We start from the raw sequence: 17,433 nt of genomic DNA, 5'->3' as shown, positions 1-17,433 counted from the left end.
GATGAAAGGTTCGTGCCAGGCGCGCGGTTATCTCAATCGCACGCCGTTGATCGCACATATGAAATCGACCGGCGAGATGTGTGCCATCTCGATCAGAGATGCCTTCGCCAGAGACCGCGTTGGCGCGTGCTCTGTCGATTCATGCCTCCCACCCCCGCCGCTTGTGCGGCGTGGGGGTACGGCCCCTGAAAAAAGTTCGTCCCATCTGTCTGTTTGCGTCAGGCTCGTTCGTCCTGGAATTGTGCAAATGACAGGAGAAAGCCATGTCCACCATTTCTGCGATCGCCGAAACCGCGCCGGTCGCCAAAACCGCCCGCTGGACCGGCCGTATTCTCTCCGGCCTGGTCATCGTGTTCCTGCTGTTCGACGGCGCCATCAAGCTGGTGCCGTGGCCGGTCGTCACGGAAACGATGGACAAGATGGGTTATGGTTCGAGCGAAACGCTGGCGCGCAGCCTCGGCATCATCACCATCGTCTGCACCGTGCTGTATTCGGTGCCGCCGACCTCGATCCTCGGCGCCATCCTGCTGACCGGTTATCTCGGCGGCGCGATGGCATCCCATGTCCGGATCGACAGCCCGCTGTTCACCCACACGCTGTTCGGGCTTTATCTCGGCCTGATGGTATGGGGCGGGCTGTGGCTGCGTGATCCGGCCCTGCGCAATTTCATTCCTTTCCGCCGCCGACTTGCATCATAATCACCAGCCGTACGGAGCCTGACATGCTCGAGATCATTGCCATCGTCGCCGTCGTACTGGCGATTGCCATCGCCGCGGTGCTGATAACAGCCGCGACCAAGCCGGATACGTTCCAGGTCCAGCGCGCCATCAGCATCAAGGCGCCGGCGGACAGGATATTTCCGCTGATCAACGATTTTCACCAATGGCGCAGCTGGTCGCCCTACGAGGACAGGGATCCCGCGCTGAAGCGTACCTATGGCGGCGCCGAGAGCGGCAAGGGCGCGGTCTATGCCTGGGACGGCAACAAGAATGTCGGGTCCGGCCGCATGGAAATCCTCGAAACGTCAGTGCCCTCGAGGATCCTCATCAAGCTCGATTTCTTCAAGCCGTTCGAAGGCCACAACACCGCCGAATTCACAATGCTGCCGCAGGGCGATGCTACCCATCTGACCTGGACGATGACCGGGCCCGCCGTGTTCCTGTCCAAGGTGATGCAGGTGTTCATGAACCTGGACCGCATGATCGGCAGGGATTTCGAGACTGGTCTTGCCAATCTGAAAAAGCTCACCGAGAAGTAGCGCACGTTCACCGCAAATTCGTTCACGCCAAATCTGTTCACCCAAGGAGCCAACGATGCAGGTCAATCCCTATCTGTTCTTCAACGGAAATTGCGAGGAAGCGCTGAGGTATTATGAAAAAGTGCTCGGCGCCAAGATTGACGCGATGATGCTCTATGAAGGTGGGCCGGCCGACATGCCGACCCCGGTGGAATGGAAGAAGAAGATCATGCACGCCAGTTTCACGATCGACGGCGAAGTGGTGATGGCTTCCGACGCATTTCCCGGCGACTTCCATCAGCCGCAGGGTTTTGCGGTCGCGCTGCAGGTCGATGATCCCGCCGACGCCGAGCGCCGCTTCAAGGCATTGGCCGATGGCGGCACCGTGAAGATGCCGTTTGCCAAGACCTTCTTCTCCAATGGTTTCGGCATGTGCGTCGACAAGTTCGGCACGCCCTGGATGGTCAACTGCCCGGCAGATATGCAGTCATGACCGTGGGTGCGTAGGGTGGGCAAAGCGATAGCGTGCCCACCATTCTTTATGTGATGAAAGATGGTGCGCACGGCGCGAGTGCGCCTTTGCCCACCCTACAAAGCCCTTCACCTGCACGACGGGTAGATCGCGGCGAGTTCGCGCCCGCGCAGCAACAACATCCGCGACGTCAATCCGCCGCGGCGGCTGATCCAGTTACGGACCGGCTCCGGATAGGCTTCCAGCACCGCCTGCGACGCTTCCGGTTCGGCATACATCCGGCCGCGGCGGTCGATCGAGCGCGCGCCGTGGAAGCCGAGCACGGCGCGGCGCGTCACGCAGATGCGCTCGTTCGGCACCGTGCTCAGCACCAGCGTGCAGGCCGACAGGCATGGCCCGTCGATCACGACGCGCTCGCCGGACGCGCGCAGGCGCTCGAACAAGTCGAGAAACGGGCCGACCTGTCCGCCGGGGCTGGCGAGGATGCGCACCTCGGCACGAACAGGTGAAACCGCAGCGCACAGCGCCGCCGCAACGGCAATTGCCTTGATGAGCGCCATTCGCATGTGCGGCTCCTTCGTCCCGGAGCTGTTGAATTAGTCAACGTTGGCGCGTCCGGCAAGGCTCCGTCAGCCGTTCCTTCGTTCCCCGCGCAAGGTCGGCAAGCCGATGCCGGCGGCATCAAAACCGCCGTCGACGGCCAGCACCTGCCCGGTGATGTAGCTGGAACGGTCGCTGCACAGGAAGAACACCGCTTCCGCCAGTTCTTCTTCGAGGCCATAGCGATTGAGCGGAATGGCATCGTGGTAATCGGCGCGGATTTCCGGGGTGTGGACCGCCTTTGCCATCGCGGTCTCGACCGGGCCTGGCGCGACGGCATTGACGCGGATGCCGAGCGAGGCCAGTTCGACCGCGAGCTGCTTTGTCAAATGCGCAAGCCCCGCTTTGCTGGTGCCGTAGGCCGAGCGCAGCGTGGAGGCGCGCACCGCCGAGATTGACGTGATGTTCACCACTGCGCCGCCGCCATGTTCGCGCATAAGGGGGGCTGCGGCCTTGGTGCAGATGAATGGCCCGGTGAGATTGACCGCGAGTATCCGGTTCCAGTCCTCGTCCGATGTCTCGAGCAGCGGCGCGAACACAGCGACGCCGGCATTGTTGACCAGCGCGTCGAGCCGCCCAAAGCGCCCGATCACATCTGTCATCGCCGAGGCCACCGCGCCGGCATCGCTGACGTCGCAATGCAGCGCCAGCGTATTGTCGGGATCGGCCAGCGCCGCGACCGCGCCACGCAGCAATTCGCCCTCGATGTCGAGCAGCGCCACCCGCCAGCCATCGGCGAGAAAGCGTTTTGCGGTCGCAAGCCCGATGCCGCGCGCGGCGCCGGTGACGAGTGCGACTTTTGATAGGGAAGGAGGCATGGATGAGGTCCGCTGGTGATTGATTCTTTCGCTCTATACCCCACGCCGTTCATTGTGTCTCGAATCCGCCGGCAGCCCGCGCTTGCATGCTGCGCCGCATCCGGCGCACGTTCTCAAACCATGCGAGGTCACGGCAACCGAAAGGGTCCGGCAATGATGGTGGTCGACGTCAGGGATATGCCACCGGAGCAATGGCGGCTGGGCGTGGAAACCCGCATGCTGGTTTCAGCGCGCAACGGCGCCAGGCATTTGTGCATCTTCGAGCAATGGATCGCGCCCGGCGCCGGCGCCCCGACGCATTCGCACCCCGTCGAGGAGGTGCTCACCGTGCGCGAGGGCGAGGCCGAGATGTGGCTCGGCGAGGAACGCAGCATCGTCACATCGGGGCAATCCCTGATCGTTCCGGCCGGGCAACTGCACGGCTTCCGCAATTCCGGCACCGACATGCTGCATATCCACGCCGTACTGGCGTCGCCGGTGTTCGAGGCCACGCCGGAGGGCGCGACGGAAGTGACGCGGCGGTGGGAAGCGGTCTGAGCGAACGCCGATGCCAAAAAAAAGCCGGCACCGCTGCGCTTCTGCGCCTGCGGTGCCGGTCAAGCTCGCCTTCGGGATGGCTCCCGAAGGCTGATTGAGCCGATACGAGGGGCTGGCTGTCCCGTATCAGGCCAATTCGGCGGAGGCGCGCTGCATGTTGGACGACATGTCCGATGTGACGGCGCTCTGTTCTTCCACGGCAGCCGCCGTGGAGGCGATGAACTCGTTGACGCTGGCGATCGCCTCCTTGATGGCCGTGAGCGAGCCCACGACTTCGCTGGCGACGCCGTTGAGCTGCTCGATCTCCTTCGAGATCGTGTCGGTGGCGTGCTTGGCCTGATTGGCGAGGTTCTTGACCTCGGAGGCCACCACGGCAAAGCCGCGGCCCGCTTCGCCCGCCCGCGCCGATTCGATGGTGGCGTTCAGCGCCAGAAGGTTGATCTGCCCGGTGATGTTGCCGATCAGCTCGACGATCCCGCTCATGGCCTGCGAAGCGGCGCTGAGCTTCACAGCTTGCGCGTCCGCGGCTTCAACCCGGGCGGTCGCGTTCGCGGCATTCGCCTTGGACTTGGTCATGGTCTCGGAGATTTCGCGGATCGAGGCGCTCATCTCCTCGCTGCCCGCCGCCACCGACTCGATCAGGCCGCGGGCGTTCTCGGCCTTCTTGCGCGCGATCGCCTGGGCGGTGATGTCGGTCGCGTATTTCACCACCTTGAACGGCTTGCCGTTGAGGTCGAGTATCGGATTGTAGGACGCCTGGATCCAGATTTCGCGGCCGCCCTTGGCGATCCGCCTGTATTCCGCCGCCTGGTACTGGCCGCGGTTGAGATTTTCCCAGAATTCGCGATACGCCGGTGCGTTACGCTCGTTCGGATCGACGAACATGCCGTGATGCTTGCCCTGGATTTCCGGCAGCGAATAGCCGAGCGCGGCGCAGAAATTCGGATTGGCGGTGCGGATGGTGCCGTCCATGTTGAATTCGATCACGGCCTGCGATTTTACGATCGCGGAGATCTGGCCGTCATTGTCGGCGGCTTTCAGCTTTTGCGCGGTGACGTCGGTGGCGAACTTGACCACCTTGAACGGCTTGCCGGCCTCGTTGAGGATCGGATTGTAGCTGGCGAGGATCCAGATTTCCTTGCCGCCCTTGCCGACGCGCTTGTATTCGGCGGCTTCGTACTGACCGCGGTTCAGCCGCGCCCAGAACTCGCGATAGGCCGCGCTGTCGCGCTCTTCCGGGACCACGAACATGCTGTGGTGCTTGCCCTGGATCTCATCGAGCGCGTAACCGACCGCACCGAGGAAATTCTCGTTGGCGGTGACGATGGTGCCGTCCATGTTGAATTCGATCACGGCCTGGGCCCGGCCGATCGCGGCGATCTTGCCGGCGTCCTCCATGCTGTGGATTTTTTGCGCCGTAATGTCGGTCGCGAACTTGATCACCCCGACCGGCTTGCCGCCGCTATCGAGGACGGGATTGTAGGACGCCTGGATCCAGATTTCGCGGCCGCCCTTGCCGAACCGCCTGTATTGCGCGGCCTGGAATTCGCCCCGGTTCAGCCGCGCCCAGAACTCGCGATAGGCGGCGCTCTCGCGCTCGGCCGGATCGACGAACATGCCGTGATGCTTGCCCTGGATTTCGGCCAGCGTGTAACCCACGGCGCCGAGAAAATTCGGATTCGCGGTGACGATGGTGCCGTCGAGCTTGAACTCGATCACGGCCTGCGACTTGTTGATGGCGGCGGCTTGGGCAAGCGCGCTTTGGGTGTTTGCTTTCTTTTGCAGATTGAACACGTGAGGCTCCGCGCGCTGTTTAAAAATGGATGGCTGATAATCCCGTACGGGAAAAAGTTGCAGATACCCGTTTATCAACCGTAAACCATCTCGCGCGCCAATGTTTCGCCTGATGAAATTCGTGCGATGCGCTGGTTGGTGTGAAACGCCTGTGCGCCCTTCATTCATCGCGATAATTTGTCGCGTGTGCACGTTGATGGGCAGAGTGAATGCTCCGACCAGGCCTGCTGGCCTACGTATTCATACGGAGCGAATTTCTTGAGCTTTTTGAACGTTATGTCCGGTTCACGACACTCTCATACGCCGCCTGGAGCCGCTCACCGACCGACGGCCCCTTCCTGCGCCGGACCTGACCCAGATGCGTCTCGCGCAACTCGTCCATGAACTCTGCCCACATTTTAGGCCCGCCCTCGCTGAGCAGCCTGGCGCGGATGCCGAGTTCTTCGGAAACCGGGAGATATTTGTAACCCCAGGCCGCCATCTGCGCGAGGACCGGCAGCAGTTCGATGCCCTGTTCGGTCAGCGAATAGATTCCCTTCTGCTTATGGCTGGGATCGTCCTCGCGGGTGATGATGTCGGCATCGAGCAGCGTCTTCAGCCGGTCGGCGAGGATGTTGGAGGAGATGCCTTCCTCGGACTTGGTCAATAGCTCGCGAAAATGCCGCCGGTTGCCGAACATCATGTCGCGGATGATCAGCAGGCTCCATTTGTCGCCGACCACTTCCAGCGTGAGGTTGATCGGGCAGCCGGAGCGCTGGTCGTCGGTCATGGAAGCGTCCTCGAAAAACTGCTTGCAATATTGCACCGGTTGGCTCAGGCTACAACCAGTTGCAAATCGCAATCAGTTAACAGGAGCGACGGGATGGCAAAGCTGATCATGTGGAACCTGATGACGCTGGACGGCTTCGTCGAAGGGCCGAACCGGGACATCTCCTGGCATGAAGACGTCTGGGGCGAAGAACTGGAGCGATTGTCGATCGAGCAGCTCACCGCCGCCGGCGGATTGCTGTTCGGCCGCGTCACCTATGATCTGATGGCGAACCATTGGCCGAATGCGACCGGCGAAGTCGCCGACTTCATGAACGCGGCGCCGAAATACGTGTTTTCGCGCACGCTGAAACAATCCGGTTGGAACAACACGCGGATGTTCGCGGACGATGTGGCTGATACCGTCACCAAGTTGAAGCGCGATGCGCCGAAGGATATCTTTCTGTTCGGCAGCGCCGGTCTGGCGTCGCACCTGATCCCGCACGGCGTGATCGACGAGTTCCGCATCGCGCTGAACCCGATCATCCTTGGCGGCGGAACGCCGTTGTTCAAACAGGGCGCGCGGACCCGGCTGAAGCTGCTGGACAGCCGGGCGTTGTCGACCGGGATCGTGATCCTGCGCTACGCGCCCGCCGCCCCGAAATAATTCGGAGCAAATGTCGGCCTGCCAAACCCTGGTCCGTCTTGCTGACGTGCCCAAAAACACTCCGGAGTCCAGATGTCACTGACGCTGCATTTCCACCCGCTGTCATCGTTCTGCTGGAAGGCGCTGATTGCGCTGTACGAGATCGGCGTTCCGTTCACGCCTAATCTGGTCGATCTCGGCAATCCGGCCGAACGCGCCGCGCTGCTGAAGCTGTGGGGAATCGGAAAATTTCCGGTGCTGCAGGACGATGCGCGAGGCCAGATCGTCCCGGAATCGAGCGTCGTGATCGAATATCTCGACCGCCATTATCCCGGTCGCACGCAATTGATTCCCGATGATCCCGAACGCGCCTTGCAGACCCGGCTGCGTGATCGCTTCTACGATCTCTATGTGCATCTGCCGATGCAGAAGATCATGGGCGACCGGCTTCGCCCTGATGGGAAGCAGGATCCGCACGGCGTCGAGGAGGCGCGGGCGCAGTTGCGCACTTCATACGCGATGATCGAACGGCAGATGGCCGGCGGAGCCTGGGCGATGGGCGAAGATTTCAGCCTCGCCGACTGCGCCGCGGCGCCGTCGCTGTTCTACGGCAGCATGGTGGTGCCGTTCGGCGATGGCGAAACAAACCTCGCCGCCTATCTCGAACGCCTGAAGGCCCGGCCGTCGTTCGCACGGGTGCTGAAGGAGGCCGAGCCCTATTTTGGCATGGTGCCGAAGGAGCGCTGAATGAGCGCCGCAAGCAAGACCGGGATCATCCGCAACCTGTTCGCCGCCTATTTGGCGAACGACCGCGCGGCGGTCGAGGCCGCCTTCACCGACGATTTCCGTTTCACCAGCCCCTATGACGACGAAATCGACAAGGCGAGCTATTTCGCGCGGTGCTGGAAGAACGGCGACTGGATCGAACGACAGGATATCGAGCGGATCATGGTCGAAGGCGAGGCGGCGTTTGTGACCTATCGATGTGTCGTCAGGGCAGGCAAGAGTTTCCGCAATACGGAGTTCTTCGCTTTTGCGGGCGACAGGATCAGGCGCATCGACGTCTATTTCGGCGCGACCTATGAAAACGGCGCCTTCGTTCGCCAGGGCGACAGCTAAGTCCCTCCGATCCCATCTGGTCCGCGGAAAATGGCCTTCCAAAATAATTTCGGAAGCCATGTCGGTGCCGCAAAACCCGGTTCGTCATGTTGACGAGCGATGGTACCGGCCGACCGGCCAGACAGACAAACGGAGCGAAACGATGCGATTCATGGTGATTGTGAAGGCCAGCAAGGATACCGAAGCCGGCGTCATGCCGAGCACGGAAATGCTGACCGCGATGGGCAAGTTCAATGAGGAACTGGTCAAGGCCGGCATGATGGAGGCGGGCGAGGGCCTGCATCCGTCTTCGAAAGGCGCGCGGGTCAAATACCAGGGCGGAGAGGGCAGTGCCGTCAGAGGGCCGTTCCTCCTGACCAGCGATCTCGTCGCCGGTTTCTGGCTGATCAACGCCAAATCGCTCGATGAAGCGATCGCGTGGATGAAGCGCGCGCCGTTCGACGGCGGCGCCGAGATCGAAATCCGCCAGGTGTTCGCGGCCGAGGATTTTGGCGAAGCCTTCACCCCCGAACTGCGCGAGCAGGAAGATCGCCTGCGTGCGCAGGCCGGAAAGAAATAATCTCACCACCGTCATTCCGGGGCGGCTCGTAAGAGCCGAACCCGGAATCTCGCGCTGCAATCTCCAGATTCCGGGTTCGATGCTTCGCATCGCCCCGGAATGACGCCAAACCGAACAGGACCCCACCATGCGATTCATGATGCTGATGATCCCCCTGGGCTATGAGACCGCGGCGCCGGACGTGCAACTCGATCCCGAGCGCGTCACGGCGATGATGAAATACAATGAGGCACTGAGTGAAGCCGGAGTCCTGATCGCGCTCGACGGGTTGCACCCGCCGTCGATGGGCGCGCGGGTGTCGTTCGCGACCGGCATGCCTGTCGTCACCGACGGTCCCTTCACCGAGGCCAAGGAAGTGCTTGGCGGCTACTGGATGATCGACGTCGCGTCGCGCGAGGAGGCGATCGCCTGGGCCAAGAAGTGCCCGGCTTCCGAGAACGAGATCATCGAAATCCGCCAGGTGCAGGAGATGTCCGACTTCTCGGAGGAAGTGCAGCAGGCAGCCAAAGGCTTCGAGGAGTTGCAGAAGGGAAATGCGCACAAGGCGCGGTAGGCGCTGGAACCTCTCCCGGCTTGCGCTCGCTTCTTCCGTTTTTTGGTTCCAGACGAGCGAAGCCCGCGGTTTGAGGCGGTGGAGCAGCTTGGAACCACGCATTTGCGCCCGTTAACCTTCCTGAACGCTCAAAATAAGTGACCTTTATAGCCAACTCATGTAAAAGCCTTTCACATGAGTTGGCGCAAGGAAGAGCGCCGCGCCGAGCGCGGCTACCATCATGGCAATCTGAAAGAGGCGTTGCTGCAGGCGGCGCTTGGCCTGATCGCCGAAAAGGGCGCGGCCGGTTTCACCTTTGCCGACGCCGCGCGCATGGCCGGCGTCAGCCCGGCGGCGCCTTACCGGCATTTTCGCGATCGCGACGAATTGCTGTCCTCGATCGCGCAGCGCGGCTTCGAGCAGTTCGAGGCGCTCTTGCTGCAAGCCTGGGACGACGGCCGGCCCGACACCGTCACGGCGTTCGAGCGGCTCGGCAAAGCCTACCTCGCCTTCGCGCGCAATGAGCCGGCGTTCTACTCAGCGATGTTCGAATCCGGCCTTCCGGTCGATCTTAGTCCCACATTGCAGGCGGCGAGCGAACGCGCCTTCGCGGTGATCAGGGCGGCAGCCGAGCGCCTCGCTGCGCTGGTGCCGCCGGGCATGCCGCGGCCGCCGGCGATGATGATGGCGCTGCACATCTGGTCGATGTCGCACGGCGTGGCGTCGCTGTTCGCCCGCGGCGATGCGGCGCGCCGCAAGCTGCCGATGTCGGCCGAGGATCTGCTGGAAGCCGAAGTGCTGATTTATCTGCGCGGTCTCGGCTTCCCGACCGATCGCAGGCCTGCCGCGAAGGACCCGGCAGACCCGAAGCCGTCAGGCCCGCCGCCGGTTCCGCCGGCGGGTCCTTGGGGCTCTCCAAAATAATTTGACGACGGCCGCTTGCCGCCCGCTTGACAAAAAACGTGGATGGTTTAGGTATGTAAATGTTATTTACATTCACAACGGCGTGATCGCCGTCATGGAGAGGGAAATGGCCTACACCGCAGATGTCAATCGATGGCGCGGCCCCGCTGAAGAAACCAGTCGGCCCCCGCATATGCTGGATAGCCCCTGGCATCCTGGCTGGATCGCCGTAACCATCCTCGGCTTCATCATCTGGTGGCCGATCGGGCTTGCCCTTCTCTTTTTCACACTCGGGAGCAGAAAAATGGGTTGCTGGAGTCACCAGGATCGCTGGCAGAACAAGATGGAGCGGATGCAGTACAAGATGGACCGGATGCGCGGCCGCATGGAGCGCCGTGGTTTCGGCTTCGGTGGTTTTGGCCCGCCCACGAGCGGCAACCGCGCCTTCGACGAATACCGCACCGAAACGCTGCGGCGCCTCGAAGAAGAGCAGGTCGAATTCCGCGACTTCCTCGATCGCCTGCGTCACGCCAAGGACAAGGAAGAGTTCGACCAGTTCATGGCGCAGCACAAGCCGCGTCCGACCCCGCCGAACGATCAGCCGCAAAGCTGAGCTTCAAGAGATTGAGCTAACGCCTCGGGCGATGTGCCCCCATAGCGCCTGAAGGCTAACGAGCCGCCCGTTTGTGATCAGCACAGACGGGCGGTTTGCTTTGTGCGCCAATGCTGCGTCTTGCGGGTTGGTCGGAAGCGCGGCCACCTCGTAGAGATGCCACTGTAAAAAACAGGGCCGATATGTCATACTTCGCCTCATGACCACGAAAATACTTCAGGACGCAATGCGACGTGTCGAGGCTTGGCCGGAGGCTGCCCAGGTGGAGCTTGCCGAGCTTGCGCTGGAAATCGACGCGGGATTTTCCGGGGAAGCCTATCGCGCCACTCCCGAGGAACGCGCAGGGATTGAGCGTGGCCTGAAGGACGCTGGCGAAGGACGCTTTGCAACGGACGAGCAAGTTAGGGTCGCGTTCGACAAGTTTCGTCGTGTATGAAGGTCGTCTATACCGAGGAAGCGCTCCGTAACCTCGATGATATCAGCGATTACATCCGCCAAAACTATCCGACGATCTCCGAGACATTTCGCCTTCGCCTCCAATTCGTTGTCGCTCGCATTGCGAAATGGCCGGCGAGCGCACAAGAAGTGGCCGATCAATCCGGCGTAAGAGTCGTGCCGCTCGTTCGGTATCCATACAAGGTGTTTTACCGGGTAACGGACCAGACGATCGAAATACTCTACATCCACCACTCGTCCCGGGATGCTTAGTTGCCGGCGGCTATCGGGCGTTTGCTCTGAGACGCGCGGTCAATCAGCCAGTTCGCGCATCACCTTGATCAGGTCGGATTTGCCCTCAAAGCCGATGCCGGGAAGGTCGGGCATCACGATGTGGCCGTCCTGGACGCGAACGGAGTCGGGAAAGCCGCCATACGGTTGAAAGAGGTCCGGGTAGCTCTCATTGCCGCCGAGGCCGAGACCTGCCGCGATGTTCAGCGACATCTGGTGTCCGCCATGGGGGATGCAGCGGGACGGCGACCAGCCATGCTGTGCCAGGACATCGAGCGTCCGCAGATATTCGACAAGCCCGTACGACAGCGCGCAATCGAACTGCAGCCAGTCGCGATCCGGCCGCATGCCGCCGTAGCGGAGCAGATTGCGCGCGTCCTGGTGCGAGAAGAGATTTTCGCCGGTCGCCATCGGACCCGGATAGAATTCCGACATGTTGGCTTGTAGCGCGTAGTCGAGCGGATCGCCGATCTCCTCGTACCAGAACAGCGGGTAATCGCGCAGCATCTTCGCGTAAGCGATCCCGGTCTCGAGATCGAAACGTCCGTTGGCGTCGACGGCAAGCCGCGCTTCCGAGCCAATCTCCTTCAACACGGCTTCGATCCGTCCGCGGTCCTCGTCGATCGAGGCGCCGCCGATCTTCATCTTCACCACGTTGTAGCCTCGCTTGAGATAGCCGCGCATCTCCATCTGCAGCGCCGAATTGTCCTTGCCCGGATAGTAGTAGCCGCCCGCCGCGTACACGAAGACACGGGGATTGGCATCACGGCCCTTCTTTTCGGCGAGAAGGCGGAACAGCGGCTTGCCGGCGATCTTCGCGACGGCGTCCCAGACCGCCATGTCGAGCGTGCCCACCGCCACCGAGCGCTCGCCATGCCCGCCCGGCTTTTCATTGGACATCATCGCCGCCCAGATCCGATGCGGATCGAGGTTGGTGCCGGAGTCGTCGAGCAGGCTCGCAGGCTCGGCCTCGATGATGCGATTGCGGAAGCGTTCCCGGATCAGGCCGCCCTGACCATAGCGGCCATTGGAGTTGAAGCCGTATCCGACGACGCGGCGACCGTCGCGCATGACGTCCGTTACCACGGCGACGAGGCTCGCCGTCATTTTCGAGAAGTCGATATAGGCGTTGCGGATCGGAGAGGCGATCGGCTTGGTGATTTCGACGACGTCGACGATACGCATGATGTTTCCTTCCGTCGGCCTTTGTCTGGAGGCGCTGGTCATGCTGATAACGACAGCAGCAAGCCTGTTCGGAATGGCTAGTAAGGCTGGATTCGCTTCCAGGCCAATGCTATTGGCAGAATTGGTTATGTTGATACGGCATTACCAATGGAACTGATCTGGTTCGAGGACTACCTGGCGCTTGCCGAAACCCTCAACTTCTCAAGGGCGGCCGAGGCACGCCACGTCACCCAGCCGGCCTTCAGCCGCAGGATTCGCGCGCTCGAAAGCTGGGTCGGCGCTGACTTGTTCACCCGCACGACGCATGGCGTCGCGCTGACCCCGGCGGGCGAACTTTTCCACAATCAGGCGGAGATGCTGACCCGCGCGGTGCATCAACTGCGCCGCGACACGCTGGAAGTTTCCGGCCGCGGTGCAAAGCTCTTGTCGATCGCGGCGACGCACGCGCTCTCCTTCACTTTTTTTCCAAAGTGGGTTCGTGGCAATGAAAGGGTTCTGGCCCTTGGGAATCTCAACCTGATTTCCGACAGCATGCAGGCGTGCGAGCAGATGATGCTGCGCGGCGATGCGCAGTTTCTGCTTTGCCACCACCACCGGCAAATGAGCAGCCGGCTCGAGTCGCGCCAGTTCAGGAGCATCGTGGTCGGATCCGATACGCTCGTTCCGCTCAGCGCGCCCGGCAAAAATGGAGCTCCGCACTGGCGGCTTCGCGGCGGCAAGCCGGTCAAATACCTTGCCTATAGTGCGCAGTCGGGATTGGGACGCATCGTGGCCGCCCAATGGGGAACGAAAGATCGAGCCTTTGCGCTCGAAACGATCTTTACCTCCCATCTGGCTGCGACCCTGCTTTCGATGGCGCGCGCTGGAGACGGCGTGGCATGGCTGCCGCGGACTTTGGCCGAAGAGGACATTTCTGCTGGACGGTTGGTTGAAGCCGGCGCTGCGGATTTGCAGATCCCTATCGAAATTCGTCTTTTTCGCCCCATCGCGCGGCAAGGCCAGGCCGCCGAGTCGGCGTGGGCTGCCTTTGAACAGTCCTGACGTTTCGACGAACGGTTTGCTTTTGGTGCACCGCTTGCGCTGGCGAAGTCGCCCGGACGACCTATATTTCGGGCCGGCGCACCCGAGGTGATGGCGATGATCCAGAACGCAATTGCACCAGTCGACCAGCTTTGGCGATCCGTTCGCCGCGAGGCCGAAAGCGTCCTCGCCAACGATCCGCTGTTCGGTGCCTCGCTGTCATCAGCGATCTTCGATCATGCCGATTTCGGTCGCGCGCTCGCCCATCAGATCGGCGAACGGCTCGGCAAGACCGCTGATGACCGCGAGCTGTTCGCACGCGTGGCCCGTGAGGCCTTTCACGCCGCGCCAGACCTGATCGACGCGGCAAGCCTGGATCTGCAAAGCATTGCCGTTCACGATCCTGCAACCAAAGGACTGCTGCCGCCGCTGCTCAACTTCAAGGGCTACGTCGCGCTGCAGGCCTGGCGCGTGTCCAACTGGCTCTGGCGTCGCGAGCGAACCGACCTCGCCTTGTTGCTGCAAAGCCTGTCGTCCGATTCTCTTCAGGTCAGCATTCACCCCTCCGCCTCGATCGGCACCTCGGTGTTTCTCGATCACGCGACCGGCATCATCGTCGGCGCCTTCGCCGTGATTGGCGACGAGGTGACGATCCTGCAAAATGTCACCATTGGCCGGAAGCAGGCGCTGCCGTGCCGCGCGCCGCGGATCGGCCGCGGCGTGCTGCTCAGCACCGGCGCCACGATCCTGGGCGACGTCAGCATCGGCGACTTCGCCAAGATCGGCGCCGGCGCGCTCATCGAGCAAGACGTGCCGGCCGGATGCACCGCCGTCGGCATGCCGGTGCGGCTCGTCAATTGCGCGGAGGCGGGACTGCCGGCGTGAGCGTTATGCGCCTGCGACAAGCAACCAACATGTTCTCGAGCGGCACTTAGGCGATTTTTTACCCACAAGCCATTTCGCAAAACCAACCCCGCCATAAATCGCCAAGCCGATTGGCGCGAGCACGCACACCACCATCGACGTCCACATGATGGCGCCCATCAACAGGTCATCGCCCGATTCGGGATCGATGACGTGCGTGATCACGCGAACAATTCCAATGAGCACGGGGACGCCGATAACGTACACCAGCAACAGCTTCAAAGCCTTCGGGATAGAGCGCCGTATGGCCTGCGGGGTTGTCGTCGCTTGGACGTAATCTCGATCAGGTGAACCACCCGCGGGAGTACGCGCATCGTTACAATTCGTCGTCATCCGCGTTGGTACCTGCCCGCCAGCAGAAGGTTCGTCAACACCGGATGTCAGTCATTGCGCGTGCCGAACTCGCGGGGCCGGGAACTTGCCGGCTCCGTTCGCGTTTTCGTGCGAGGCGGAGCAAAAATGCCTGATTTGCCTACAACTCTAGGGGGTCTGCCCAGCCAAGTCCGCGGGGATTCGGGCACGTTTCGCCAGCCGGATATTGTGAAAGTTGCGGCCGCCCTGGTGTCGGCCGCTGTCCTCCTTGGCGGCCTGTATTACGGCCGCGACATACTCATGCCGCTCGCGATCGCGTTCCTGATCACGTTCGCGCTGAACCCGCTGGTCACATGGATTGTACGACTTGGCTTGCCCAGACTGATCGCGGCGAGCCTCGTGATGGTAACGGTCGTGTGCACTTTGGTGGGACTAGGCGTCGTTCTCGGCGCGCAGGTCCGTTCTATCGCGGTCGAATTGCCGGCCTATCAATCGACGATACTGACGAAGCTGTCGGATCTGCGCCAGAATCTCAAAGCGCCGGGATTTTTTGACGGCGTGCTGCAAACCGTCGCACGCGTACAGAAGGAGGTGGAGTCAAAGGGCGACAAACCCGCGGACGGTCCCCTCCCACAGCGCGTCGAAATCGTCCCCACACCGCAAACGCCGTTCGAGCAGGTATTTGCCTGGCTTGGTCGGTCAGCGGAACCTCTGGCCACCGCCGGTATCATCCTGATCTTCGTCTTTCTGGCGCTGCTCGATATCGGCGACGTTCGGGACCGATTTTTGCGCCTGTTGGGAGGGAACTTCCATCGCTCGACTGATGCGATTCAGGAGGCTGGCTCACGCATCAGCAGATATCTTTTGATGCAGTTACTCGTAAACGTCAGTTACGGTGTGCCGCTAGCAGCGGGCCTCTGGATCATCGGCGTACCAGGTGCCCTGCTGTGGGGCGCCGTGGGCGCCGTCATGCGCTTCGTCCCTTATGTCGGCCCACTGATTGCTGCAATCTTTCCAGTCGCGCTCGCCTTTGCCGTCGACAGCGGCTGGAGCATGCTGCTCTGGACCGTTGCGCTCATCGTCATCCTCGAGTTGACCAGCAACAACATTGTCGAGCCGCTGCTATACGGATCCAGCACCGGTTTGTCGGCCATATCGCTGATCGTAGCGGCAATATTGTGGACAGCGCTTTGGGGCCCCGTGGGGCTGGTCCTCTCCACCCCCCTCACGGTTTGTCTGCTAGTCCTCGGGCGCAATCTGCCGCAGCTGCGTTTCCTCGACACCATGCTCGGCTCGACGCCTGCACTGGAGGTTCCGGCCCGCATTTATCAGCGGCTGATTGCAAATGACAGCGACGAAGCTGTCGAGATCGCAAGCACCGAGATCGAAAAATCTTCGGTCATGTCATTCTACGATGCGATCGGCATCGAGGTCCTTCGTCTGGCAAGCGAGGAGTATCTTCAGAACGCTAGCGCCGAGCACCGCCTGCGTCTGGTGAGCGGAATGGATACACTGCTCGACGACCTCAAGGACCAATACCCCTCCTCCCTGAGTCCGGAGGCAAGGCCAACGGTCCTGTGCATCGGAGGAAAATGGGAGATCGATGCCCTCGCCGGAGAGATGCTAGCCCATGCGCTCGCTTTCGAAGGGATCGCCGCAGTTTCCCAACCCGCTGCAAGCGTCAATGCAGACTATCTGGCCAAGCTCGATCTGAAGGGCGCGGATATTGTCTGCCTCAGTTACTTTACGCCGAGTCCAGCCATCCCTGCTCGCCACGCCTGCCGGCGCTTGCGAAGACGATGGCCGAATTTGCGTATCGTTCTGGCGCTATGGAGGGCGCCGCCGGAACTCTTGACCGACGATTCCCTTGCAGCGCTCAAAGCCGATGCTGTCGCGACTTCGATTGATGAGGCGGTTCGTCGCATTCACCGCATCGTCGACCCTGAAGCAGCCAAGGCAGCTCAACAAGCCCCCGTGCCTGACAACGACATAGAGCGTGTCGACGCGCTGAAAGCTACCGGGGTTCTGGAAGGTGACAAACGTGAAGCTCTGGATGCGCTTGCCAAACGCGCGGCCGACGTATTCAACACCAGCCTTGCCGTGATCACCACTATTGACAAGGACCGCGAATACTTCGTCGGACAAAGTGGAAAATTGCCAGCTGCGATCACCGATGATGCAGGCACCCTGCTGCCGATGGACCGCGAGCAGGCGATCTGCAACCACGTTGTGGCTAACAACGAGACGCTGGTGATTTCGGATATCGAGCGCGATCCGCGCTTTGCGGATAACGAGACGATCAAGCAATGGGACGTGCGCTTTTACGCCGGCGCGCCGCTACGCGCAGCCGACGGTCTGATAATTGGAGCGCTGTGCATTCTCGACTCCGAACCCCGCACCCTGGAAGAAAACGAGGTCGCATTGCTTGAAACGATGGCCGGCGATGTCGTCGCCACCATTACAACGAGTGATGCGCACAGAGAATCGCCGGTGAAATTGCCCCCCGCGGCATCATCGGCAACGGTCGGGCAGATGGTGCCTCGGTAGCCAATTCACGGACAATCCCAGCCTCAGGAGATGAGCCAAACAAGGGCTGGAGGATACAACATCTAGCCCGACGAGGCTGGGCAAGAACTCGATCCGCTCTTGAGACAGTAGAATTCATTCCTCATCTCAAGCCACGCGACGG

The 17,433-nt window shown here is 61.6% G+C and carries 22 protein-coding genes; 16 read left to right on the top strand and 6 right to left on the bottom strand.

Annotated elements, in window-relative coordinates; translation table 11 throughout:
• The first annotated feature begins 263 nt into the window (after positions 1 to 263).
• Genes JQ629_RS34750 through JQ629_RS34740 form a run of 3 tightly spaced genes read left to right on the top strand, consistent with a single transcriptional unit; the run spans position 264 to position 1,730 of the window.
• Positions 264 to 698, top strand: coding sequence for a DoxX family protein (locus tag JQ629_RS34750; protein WP_212416448.1), 435 nt, complete (start codon positions 264 to 266; stop codon positions 696 to 698).
• 23 nt (positions 699 to 721) lie between these two features.
• Positions 722 to 1,258 (top strand): SRPBCC family protein, encoded by a 537-nt coding sequence (locus JQ629_RS34745; RefSeq protein WP_212416447.1) that lies wholly within the window; start codon positions 722 to 724, stop codon positions 1,256 to 1,258.
• A gap of 55 nt (positions 1,259 to 1,313) precedes the next feature.
• Positions 1,314 to 1,730, top strand: coding sequence for a VOC family protein (locus JQ629_RS34740; protein ID WP_212416446.1), 417 nt, complete (start codon positions 1,314 to 1,316; stop codon positions 1,728 to 1,730).
• 107 nt (positions 1,731 to 1,837) lie between these two features.
• Here JQ629_RS34740 and JQ629_RS34735 read toward each other — a convergent pair whose 3' ends face one another.
• Both JQ629_RS34735 and JQ629_RS34730 read right to left on the bottom strand, forming a co-directional pair.
• The gene (locus JQ629_RS34735) at positions 1,838 to 2,269 is read right to left on the bottom strand and encodes a hypothetical protein (RefSeq protein ID WP_249133455.1); all 432 of its coding nucleotides are present in this window, start codon (positions 2,267 to 2,269) and stop codon (positions 1,838 to 1,840) included.
• A 69-nt stretch (positions 2,270 to 2,338) separates the two neighbouring features.
• Entirely contained in the window at positions 2,339 to 3,127 is a 789-nt protein-coding gene (locus tag JQ629_RS34730) for an SDR family NAD(P)-dependent oxidoreductase (RefSeq protein WP_212416445.1), read from the bottom strand.
• A 153-nt stretch (positions 3,128 to 3,280) separates the two neighbouring features.
• On the opposite strand from JQ629_RS34730, the gene JQ629_RS34725 reads away from it, so the two are divergent.
• Positions 3,281 to 3,664 carry a cupin domain-containing protein gene (locus JQ629_RS34725; RefSeq protein WP_349631365.1) on the top strand — a complete coding sequence of 128 codons (384 nt, stop codon included), beginning with the start codon at positions 3,281 to 3,283 and terminating at the stop codon, positions 3,662 to 3,664.
• 126 nt (positions 3,665 to 3,790) lie between these two features.
• On the opposite strand, the gene JQ629_RS34720 is transcribed toward JQ629_RS34725, so the two are convergent.
• Positions 3,791 to 5,458: a methyl-accepting chemotaxis protein gene (locus JQ629_RS34720; protein WP_212416444.1), complete on the bottom strand. Its 1,668-nt coding sequence runs from the start codon at positions 5,456 to 5,458 to the stop codon at positions 3,791 to 3,793.
• A 274-nt stretch (positions 5,459 to 5,732) separates the two neighbouring features.
• Complete coding sequence (locus JQ629_RS34715) at positions 5,733 to 6,227, bottom strand: winged helix-turn-helix transcriptional regulator (protein WP_212416443.1); 495 nt, start codon at positions 6,225 to 6,227, stop codon at positions 5,733 to 5,735.
• 93 nt (positions 6,228 to 6,320) lie between these two features.
• On the opposite strand from JQ629_RS34715, the gene JQ629_RS34710 reads away from it, so the two are divergent.
• From JQ629_RS34710 to JQ629_RS34670, 9 genes are all read left to right on the top strand, one after another.
• On the top strand, positions 6,321 to 6,872 hold the full coding sequence (locus JQ629_RS34710) for a dihydrofolate reductase family protein (RefSeq protein ID WP_212416442.1): 552 nt from the start codon (positions 6,321 to 6,323) through the stop codon (positions 6,870 to 6,872).
• A 72-nt stretch (positions 6,873 to 6,944) separates the two neighbouring features.
• Positions 6,945 to 7,598: a glutathione S-transferase family protein gene (locus JQ629_RS34705; protein ID WP_212416441.1), complete on the top strand. Its 654-nt coding sequence runs from the start codon at positions 6,945 to 6,947 to the stop codon at positions 7,596 to 7,598.
• On the top strand, positions 7,599 to 7,970 hold the full coding sequence (locus JQ629_RS34700) for a nuclear transport factor 2 family protein (RefSeq protein WP_212416440.1): 372 nt from the start codon (positions 7,599 to 7,601) through the stop codon (positions 7,968 to 7,970).
• Between the two features lie 142 nt (positions 7,971 to 8,112).
• Positions 8,113 to 8,529 (top strand): YciI family protein, encoded by a 417-nt coding sequence (locus tag JQ629_RS34695; RefSeq protein WP_212416439.1) that lies wholly within the window; start codon positions 8,113 to 8,115, stop codon positions 8,527 to 8,529.
• Between the two features lie 127 nt (positions 8,530 to 8,656).
• Positions 8,657 to 9,082, top strand: coding sequence for a YciI family protein (locus tag JQ629_RS34690; RefSeq protein WP_212416438.1), 426 nt, complete (start codon positions 8,657 to 8,659; stop codon positions 9,080 to 9,082).
• 174 nt (positions 9,083 to 9,256) lie between these two features.
• Positions 9,257 to 9,985: a TetR/AcrR family transcriptional regulator gene (locus JQ629_RS34685; RefSeq protein WP_212391603.1), complete on the top strand. Its 729-nt coding sequence runs from the start codon at positions 9,257 to 9,259 to the stop codon at positions 9,983 to 9,985.
• A gap of 106 nt (positions 9,986 to 10,091) precedes the next feature.
• Entirely contained in the window at positions 10,092 to 10,577 is a 486-nt protein-coding gene (locus JQ629_RS34680; protein WP_212416465.1) for a DUF2852 domain-containing protein, read from the top strand.
• Positions 10,578 to 10,776: 199 nt separating this feature from the next.
• Positions 10,777 to 11,013, top strand: coding sequence for a hypothetical protein (locus JQ629_RS34675; protein WP_249135481.1), 237 nt, complete (start codon positions 10,777 to 10,779; stop codon positions 11,011 to 11,013).
• Positions 11,010 to 11,285 (top strand): type II toxin-antitoxin system RelE/ParE family toxin, encoded by a 276-nt coding sequence (locus tag JQ629_RS34670; RefSeq protein WP_212416437.1) that lies wholly within the window; start codon positions 11,010 to 11,012, stop codon positions 11,283 to 11,285. Before JQ629_RS34675 ends, JQ629_RS34670 begins: the two co-directional genes overlap by 4 nt.
• A gap of 39 nt (positions 11,286 to 11,324) precedes the next feature.
• Here JQ629_RS34670 and JQ629_RS34665 read toward each other — a convergent pair whose 3' ends face one another.
• The gene (locus JQ629_RS34665; protein WP_212416436.1) at positions 11,325 to 12,488 is read right to left on the bottom strand and encodes a mandelate racemase/muconate lactonizing enzyme family protein; all 1,164 of its coding nucleotides are present in this window, start codon (positions 12,486 to 12,488) and stop codon (positions 11,325 to 11,327) included.
• A 147-nt stretch (positions 12,489 to 12,635) separates the two neighbouring features.
• Between JQ629_RS34665 and JQ629_RS34660 the strand changes: the two genes are divergently transcribed.
• Complete coding sequence (locus tag JQ629_RS34660) at positions 12,636 to 13,529, top strand: LysR family transcriptional regulator (protein ID WP_212416435.1); 894 nt, start codon at positions 12,636 to 12,638, stop codon at positions 13,527 to 13,529.
• 96 nt (positions 13,530 to 13,625) lie between these two features.
• Entirely contained in the window at positions 13,626 to 14,393 is a 768-nt protein-coding gene (locus JQ629_RS34655; protein ID WP_212416434.1) for a serine acetyltransferase domain-containing protein, read from the top strand.
• Between the two features lie 3 nt (positions 14,394 to 14,396).
• Here JQ629_RS34655 and JQ629_RS34650 read toward each other — a convergent pair whose 3' ends face one another.
• A complete protein-coding gene (locus JQ629_RS34650) occupies positions 14,397 to 14,765 on the bottom strand; it encodes a hypothetical protein (RefSeq protein ID WP_212416433.1) in 369 nt (122 codons plus the stop codon).
• A 126-nt stretch (positions 14,766 to 14,891) separates the two neighbouring features.
• Between JQ629_RS34650 and JQ629_RS34645 the strand changes: the two genes are divergently transcribed.
• A complete protein-coding gene (locus JQ629_RS34645; RefSeq protein ID WP_212416432.1) occupies positions 14,892 to 17,291 on the top strand; it encodes an AI-2E family transporter in 2,400 nt (799 codons plus the stop codon).
• Positions 17,292 to 17,433: the final 142 nt, after the last annotated feature.

It is taken from the genome of Bradyrhizobium sp. AUGA SZCCT0222 (assembly GCF_018130205.1).
GTDB lineage: Bacteria > Pseudomonadota > Alphaproteobacteria > Rhizobiales > Xanthobacteraceae > Bradyrhizobium.
Note: the sequence above shows the minus strand (reverse complement) of the source record. Positions and strands in the feature narration are given on the sequence as shown.

Bases quoted from the DNA above. Each gene is read 5' to 3' on its own strand.
- JQ629_RS34750 (WP_212416448.1), top strand. From the start codon at position 264: ATGTCCACCATTTCTGCGATCGCCGAAACCGCGCCGGTCGCCAAAACC.
- JQ629_RS34745 (WP_212416447.1), top strand. From the start codon at position 722: ATGCTCGAGATCATTGCCATCGTCGCCGTCGTACTGGCGATTGCCATC.
- JQ629_RS34740 (WP_212416446.1), top strand. From the start codon at position 1,314: ATGCAGGTCAATCCCTATCTGTTCTTCAACGGAAATTGCGAGGAAGCG.
- JQ629_RS34735 (WP_249133455.1), bottom strand. From the start codon at position 2,269: ATGGCGCTCATCAAGGCAATTGCCGTTGCGGCGGCGCTGTGCGCTGCG.
- JQ629_RS34730 (WP_212416445.1), bottom strand. From the start codon at position 3,127: ATGCCTCCTTCCCTATCAAAAGTCGCACTCGTCACCGGCGCCGCGCGC.
- JQ629_RS34725 (WP_349631365.1), top strand. From the start codon at position 3,281: ATGATGGTGGTCGACGTCAGGGATATGCCACCGGAGCAATGGCGGCTG.
- JQ629_RS34715 (WP_212416443.1), bottom strand. From the start codon at position 6,227: ATGACCGACGACCAGCGCTCCGGCTGCCCGATCAACCTCACGCTGGAA.
- JQ629_RS34710 (WP_212416442.1), top strand. From the start codon at position 6,321: ATGGCAAAGCTGATCATGTGGAACCTGATGACGCTGGACGGCTTCGTC.
- JQ629_RS34705 (WP_212416441.1), top strand. From the start codon at position 6,945: ATGTCACTGACGCTGCATTTCCACCCGCTGTCATCGTTCTGCTGGAAG.
- JQ629_RS34700 (WP_212416440.1), top strand. From the start codon at position 7,599: ATGAGCGCCGCAAGCAAGACCGGGATCATCCGCAACCTGTTCGCCGCC.
- JQ629_RS34695 (WP_212416439.1), top strand. From the start codon at position 8,113: ATGCGATTCATGGTGATTGTGAAGGCCAGCAAGGATACCGAAGCCGGC.
- JQ629_RS34690 (WP_212416438.1), top strand. From the start codon at position 8,657: ATGCGATTCATGATGCTGATGATCCCCCTGGGCTATGAGACCGCGGCG.
- JQ629_RS34685 (WP_212391603.1), top strand. From the start codon at position 9,257: ATGAGTTGGCGCAAGGAAGAGCGCCGCGCCGAGCGCGGCTACCATCAT.
- JQ629_RS34680 (WP_212416465.1), top strand. From the start codon at position 10,092: ATGGCCTACACCGCAGATGTCAATCGATGGCGCGGCCCCGCTGAAGAA.
- JQ629_RS34675 (WP_249135481.1), top strand. From the start codon at position 10,777: ATGACCACGAAAATACTTCAGGACGCAATGCGACGTGTCGAGGCTTGG.
- JQ629_RS34670 (WP_212416437.1), top strand. From the start codon at position 11,010: ATGAAGGTCGTCTATACCGAGGAAGCGCTCCGTAACCTCGATGATATC.
- JQ629_RS34665 (WP_212416436.1), bottom strand. From the start codon at position 12,488: ATGCGTATCGTCGACGTCGTCGAAATCACCAAGCCGATCGCCTCTCCG.
- JQ629_RS34660 (WP_212416435.1), top strand. From the start codon at position 12,636: ATGGAACTGATCTGGTTCGAGGACTACCTGGCGCTTGCCGAAACCCTC.
- JQ629_RS34655 (WP_212416434.1), top strand. From the start codon at position 13,626: ATGATCCAGAACGCAATTGCACCAGTCGACCAGCTTTGGCGATCCGTT.
- JQ629_RS34650 (WP_212416433.1), bottom strand. From the start codon at position 14,765: ATGACGACGAATTGTAACGATGCGCGTACTCCCGCGGGTGGTTCACCT.
- JQ629_RS34645 (WP_212416432.1), top strand. From the start codon at position 14,892: ATGCCTGATTTGCCTACAACTCTAGGGGGTCTGCCCAGCCAAGTCCGC.